The organism is Candidatus Woesearchaeota archaeon, from assembly GCA_026394965.1.
Classification (GTDB): domain Archaea; phylum Nanobdellota; class Nanobdellia; order Woesearchaeales; family 0-14-0-80-44-23; genus JAPLZQ01.
In genome coordinates this window covers 1-4,596 of the sequence record JAPLZQ010000010.1, presented here as the reverse complement: position 1 = coordinate 4,596, position 4,596 = coordinate 1, and the positions used below count along the sequence as shown (strand labels likewise).

Sequence of the window (4,596 nt, the reverse complement as noted above, 5' to 3'; positions counted from 1 at the left end):
GTTGGATATGCATTATTCCCCCACATTGGATGCATTGCATTCATAATCGCATCAGTAATAGGCTCGACAGTTCTTATGCAGCTGTTCAAGCCGCTCCTGATGAACAGGAATTTCTTTTACATCTTAATCGGGATTTCATTTGCATTTGCAACAATATCCTCAGTGTTATACCTGAAGCGCAACCGAATGCTTTCAGGAAAGGGGATAAGAAGGAATTCAGGATATCTTGCAATAATGTACGGGACAACAATAGGGATAAACATCCTCCTCTTCCTTGTGATTTTCCCTCTTCTTGCAAATGTTAAAACATCTGGCTTAAACCAGGGAGCAAATTCCCTTGCAGGAAGCAGTCCAGGATTCCAGAACTTTGATTCAACAGCAAAGCTTAGTGTTGACATACCCTGTTCAGGGCATGCTCCCCTAATTTCCTCAGAATTGAAGAAAATTGACGGGGTTGGCGACATAAAATTCAGCTATCCCAACATTTTTGAAGTAAAGTATGATTCAGAAAGGACTAATCCGCAGGAGATAACTTCAATTGATGTTTTCAGGGAATATCCTGCAAAAATAATGCAATAAAGAAAGCAATGCAATAAAGAAGGAAAAAAGCAGAGGAAATGAAGATGAAGAAGATAACTGTCCCGGTTTCAGGGATGCACTGCGAATCCTGCGCGCTCAACATTGAAAAAACGCTGCAAAGGCTTGGCGCAATAAGCGCAAATGTAAATTTTGCAACAGAGCGGGCGAGTGTGGAATTTGACGAAAAGGTTCTTAATGAAAAAAAGATATATGACACTATAGACTCGCTCGGCTACAAGTCAATAAGAGAAGAGAGCCCTAATCAGCAGGCGCTAAAATCTGCTCCGCAAAGGGCAGCTGATTCTGAGGAGCGGCTTATTGACAGGGAAAAGAAGGCAAGGGCAAGAGAGATGAGGGATTTCAGATTCCTCTTCCTTTTCTCGCTGTTCTTCACATTTCCGCTTCTGATAATTGCAATGCCCCTTGAATGGATGGGTATAATGCTTCCAAATGCAAAGCTCATCATGCTCCTGCTTGCAACTCCTGTCCAGATTGTTGTTGGCTCAAGATTTTACAAAGGGGCTTTTGGCGCATTAAGGGCAAAAACAGCAAACATGGACACCCTGATTTCAATAGGCACAACAGCTGCCTACTCATACAGCATTCTTGCAATGCTTTTCCCCTCTCTTTTCGGGGAGCACGTTTATTTTGACACCTCTGCAACAATAATCACCCTTATCATACTTGGAAAATGGCTTGAGGCAGTATCAAAGGGAAAGACATCTGCTGCAATAAAGAATCTAATAGGATTAAAGCCGAAGACTGCAATTGTTGTGAGAAACAGTATTGAAGCTGAGATACCAATAAGTGATGTTGTCGCAGGAGACATAATTATAGTCAAGCCGGGGCAGAAGATTCCTGTGGACGGCATAATCACAGAAGGGTTTTCATCTGTTGATGAGTCAATGATTACAGGCGAAAGCATGCCTGTTGAGAAAAAGAAAGGCGGCTCTGCAATAGGAGGCACAATAAACAGAAGCGGCGCTTTCAGGTTTAGGGCTACAAAAGTCGGGGATGAGACAGTTCTCTCGCAGATAATAAAGCTTGTTGAGGAGGCGCAGGGAAGAAAGGCGCCAATACAGAGAATTGCAGATGTTGTAAGCAGCTATTTTGTTCCTGCTGTTCTCATAATTGCAGTTGCAGCATTTTCAATATGGTATTTTGCAATTGGCAAGAGCTTCATATTTTCCCTGAACATATTCATTTCTATACTCATAATAGCGTGCCCGTGCGCTCTCGGGCTTGCAACTCCAACAGCAATAATGGTTGGGACAGGAAAGGGAGCTGAATTCGGGATACTGATAAAAGACCCTGAGGCGCTTGAGAACATGAGAAAGGTAAATGCTTTTGTTTTTGACAAAACAGGAACATTGACAAAAGGCAAGCCAAGCGTCACAGACATAATTTCTATCGGAAAAATTTCGGGAAGGAAAATTTCTGAGAATAAAATACTGGAATACGCTGCAATTGCAGAGAAAAATTCAGAGCATCCCCTTGCAGAATCAATCCTGAAAAAAGCAGGGGATGAAGGGATAAATGTCCCAAATGCCCGCTTCTTTGAGGCAATTCCCGGGCAGGGCATAATCGCCAGATACGCCAGGGAAAAAATACTCCTGGGAAACCGGCTTCTCATGAAAAGCAACAAGATAAGCATTGCAGATTTTGAGGAGAGAATCTCAGCCATTGAAAGCGAGGGCAAGACAGTTATGCTCCTTTCAGTCAACAATAGCCTTCTTGGAATGATTGCTGTTGCAGACACAATCAAGGAATACTCAAGAGAGGCAGTTTCAAGGCTGCACTCAATGGGAAAGAAAGTCATAATGATGACAGGGGACAACAGGAGGACAGCTGATTCAATTGCAAGGGAGCTTGGAATTGATTCAGTGCTCTCTGATGTTCTTCCCAAGGACAAGGAAAATGAGATAAGAAAACTCCAAAGGTCAGGGCTTGTTGTTGCAATGGTTGGGGATGTGATTGCTGCAGTAAAGCTGAGCCAATACACCATGAAAAAGATAAAGCAGAATCTTTTCTGGGCTTTCTTCTACAACATAATAAGCATACCAGTTGCAGCAGGAATTCTATATAACGCAGGATTCCTGATGAATCCTATGCTTGCGGCAGCTGCAATGGCATTAAGCGATGTTTCCCTTCTCTCAAACTCGCTTTCAATGAAGAAATACAAAAAAGAGTTCTAGAAGATTCCAGCATTTCCTGAATAATTATTTAAACTGCAGAAGCAATTAATTGTTTATGGCAGTTGAATCATTGGAAATCAAGGCATTTGCAAAGATAAACCTTTCCTTTGAGATAATGGGAAAGCTTCCCTCAGGCAACCATGAGATATCCTCAGTTTTTCAGTCAGTAGGGCTTTTTGACTACCTGAAAATCTCAAAGATAAGAGAGGGATATGAGCTTTCAGGCTCAGTATTATGCAATCCTGAAGATAACCTTGCCACAAAGGCGAAGCAAACTCTTGAATATTATGTTGAAAGCGAGCTTCCCTGCAGCATAGAACTCACAAAGTCAATACCAGTGTCTTCAGGGCTTGGGGGCGGCTCATCTGATGCAGCCTCAGTTCTTATTGGGTTAAATGAGCTCTACAAAATCGGGCTTTCACAGGAGGAGCTTTTGGCAATCAGTTCAGAAATAGGCTCTGATGTCCCGTTTTTCGTTCGCAACAGCGGGACAGCGCTTGTTTCAGGGGCAGGGGAAAAGGTAAGCCCGGCAGATTGCAGCCATTTCCCTTATTATGTTCTTGCACGCCCACACAAGAGGTTAAGCGCAAAGAAAATGTATGAGCTTTACGATGAGACAGGAAAGAGCTTCTTTGAGCTTGCAAATGAAATGTGCCCTAAAATTGGCGAGCTTTATGTCTTTTTTTCAACAATTTCAAAACAGTGCGGAATGTCAGGAAGCGGGCCAACTGTATTTGCCGGCTTTGAAAATTATAAAGAGGCAGAAAAACAGGTTTCTGATTTTGGGATAGAGCATTTTGACGGCGACTTTTTCATATGCAGAGCGCTTGACAGAACATATGAGATTGCCAGGAGGACATGATTTATTGGAAGATTTTTTAAAAATCCCAAACTGAAAAAATTTATAACTTTTCTTAAATTAGATTTCTGCTTATGATAAAATACCTTTCCTTTGACTTGGATGGAACAGGAGAGGATAAAAAATCATTCTGAGGAAAGATTTAAATATTGATGTTTGTCAATATGTTTTTATGGATGAGATGCTGAAGATATTAAATGCGCTTTCTGACAGGACAAGGCTTGAGATAGTGCGTCTTCTTTTGCGAGGGGAAAGATGCGTGTGTGAGATTTTTCCGAAAGTCAGAAGAACACAATCCACTGTCTCAATTCAGCTGTCCAAGCTTGAGAGCGCGGGAATTATAAAATCAAGAAGGGAAGGCAAAAGGATTTTTTACAGTATTTCAGGAGCGAGAATAAGAAGAATGCTTTGCCTGATGAAATGATTATCCAGTGAATCCATAGAATTTAGAATTGCGGGGTGAAAAAAATGAAAATCGAAATACTTGGACCCGGATGTCCAAAATGTAAAAAATTAGAAGCAAATGCGAGAAAAGCTTTGGAAGAAACTGTTAATGACCTCTTCAAAGATGTAGAAGTGGTGAAAATTACAGAAATAGATAAGATATTAGATTATGGCATCATGTCAACTCCCGGAATAGCTATTGATGGTGTTGTTAAGAATTATGGAAGGATTGCGAGTGTTGATGAGATAAAAAAATATCTTCAAGAATACATTAAAGAAACAGAATCAAAATATAAATAATTTAGAGGTGATATTATGAAAATCGAAATATTAGGACCAGGATGCTGGAAGTGCAAGCAACTTGAAGCGAATGCAAAGAACGCAGTTGAAGAAGCAGGCGTGAAAGCTGAAATAACTAAAGTCACAGAGATAAATAAGATTATCGAGTATGGCGTAATGGCAACTCCTGCGATTGTAATTGACGGAAAAGTCAAGGCATCTGGAAGAATTCCCGATTCT

Annotated in this window: 6 protein-coding genes; all 6 read left to right on the top strand. The window is 41.1% G+C overall.

Annotated elements, in window-relative coordinates; all coding sequences use genetic code 11:
* A partial coding sequence (locus NTV63_00530) for a hypothetical protein (GenBank protein MCX6709429.1) occupies positions 1-579 on the top strand: 579 nt, incomplete at its 5' end.
* Between the two features lie 38 nt (positions 580-617).
* Positions 618-2,774, top strand: a complete 2,157-nt coding sequence (locus NTV63_00525) for a heavy metal translocating P-type ATPase (GenBank protein ID MCX6709428.1) — start codon at positions 618-620, stop codon at positions 2,772-2,774.
* Between the two features lie 55 nt (positions 2,775-2,829).
* Positions 2,830-3,636 carry a 4-(cytidine 5'-diphospho)-2-C-methyl-D-erythritol kinase gene (ispE, locus tag NTV63_00520; protein MCX6709427.1) on the top strand — a complete coding sequence of 269 codons (807 nt, stop codon included), beginning with the start codon at positions 2,830-2,832 and terminating at the stop codon, positions 3,634-3,636.
* A 169-nt stretch (positions 3,637-3,805) separates the two neighbouring features.
* The gene (locus tag NTV63_00515) at positions 3,806-4,057 is read left to right on the top strand and encodes a metalloregulator ArsR/SmtB family transcription factor (GenBank protein ID MCX6709426.1); all 252 of its coding nucleotides are present in this window, start codon (positions 3,806-3,808) and stop codon (positions 4,055-4,057) included.
* Positions 4,058-4,101: 44 nt separating this feature from the next.
* Positions 4,102-4,377 carry a thioredoxin family protein gene (locus tag NTV63_00510; GenBank protein ID MCX6709425.1) on the top strand — a complete coding sequence of 92 codons (276 nt, stop codon included), beginning with the start codon at positions 4,102-4,104 and terminating at the stop codon, positions 4,375-4,377.
* A 15-nt stretch (positions 4,378-4,392) separates the two neighbouring features.
* Positions 4,393-4,596: thioredoxin family protein (locus tag NTV63_00505; GenBank protein MCX6709424.1), on the top strand; the 204-nt coding region annotated here is incomplete at its 3' end.

Excerpts from the sequence above, each read along its gene's own strand:
- NTV63_00525 (MCX6709428.1), top strand. The coding sequence starts at position 618 with ATGAAGATGAAGAAGATAACTGTCCCGGTTTCAGGGATGCACTGCGAA.
- ispE (MCX6709427.1), top strand. The coding sequence starts at position 2,830 with ATGGCAGTTGAATCATTGGAAATCAAGGCATTTGCAAAGATAAACCTT.
- NTV63_00515 (MCX6709426.1), top strand. The coding sequence starts at position 3,806 with ATGGATGAGATGCTGAAGATATTAAATGCGCTTTCTGACAGGACAAGG.
- NTV63_00510 (MCX6709425.1), top strand. The coding sequence starts at position 4,102 with ATGAAAATCGAAATACTTGGACCCGGATGTCCAAAATGTAAAAAATTA.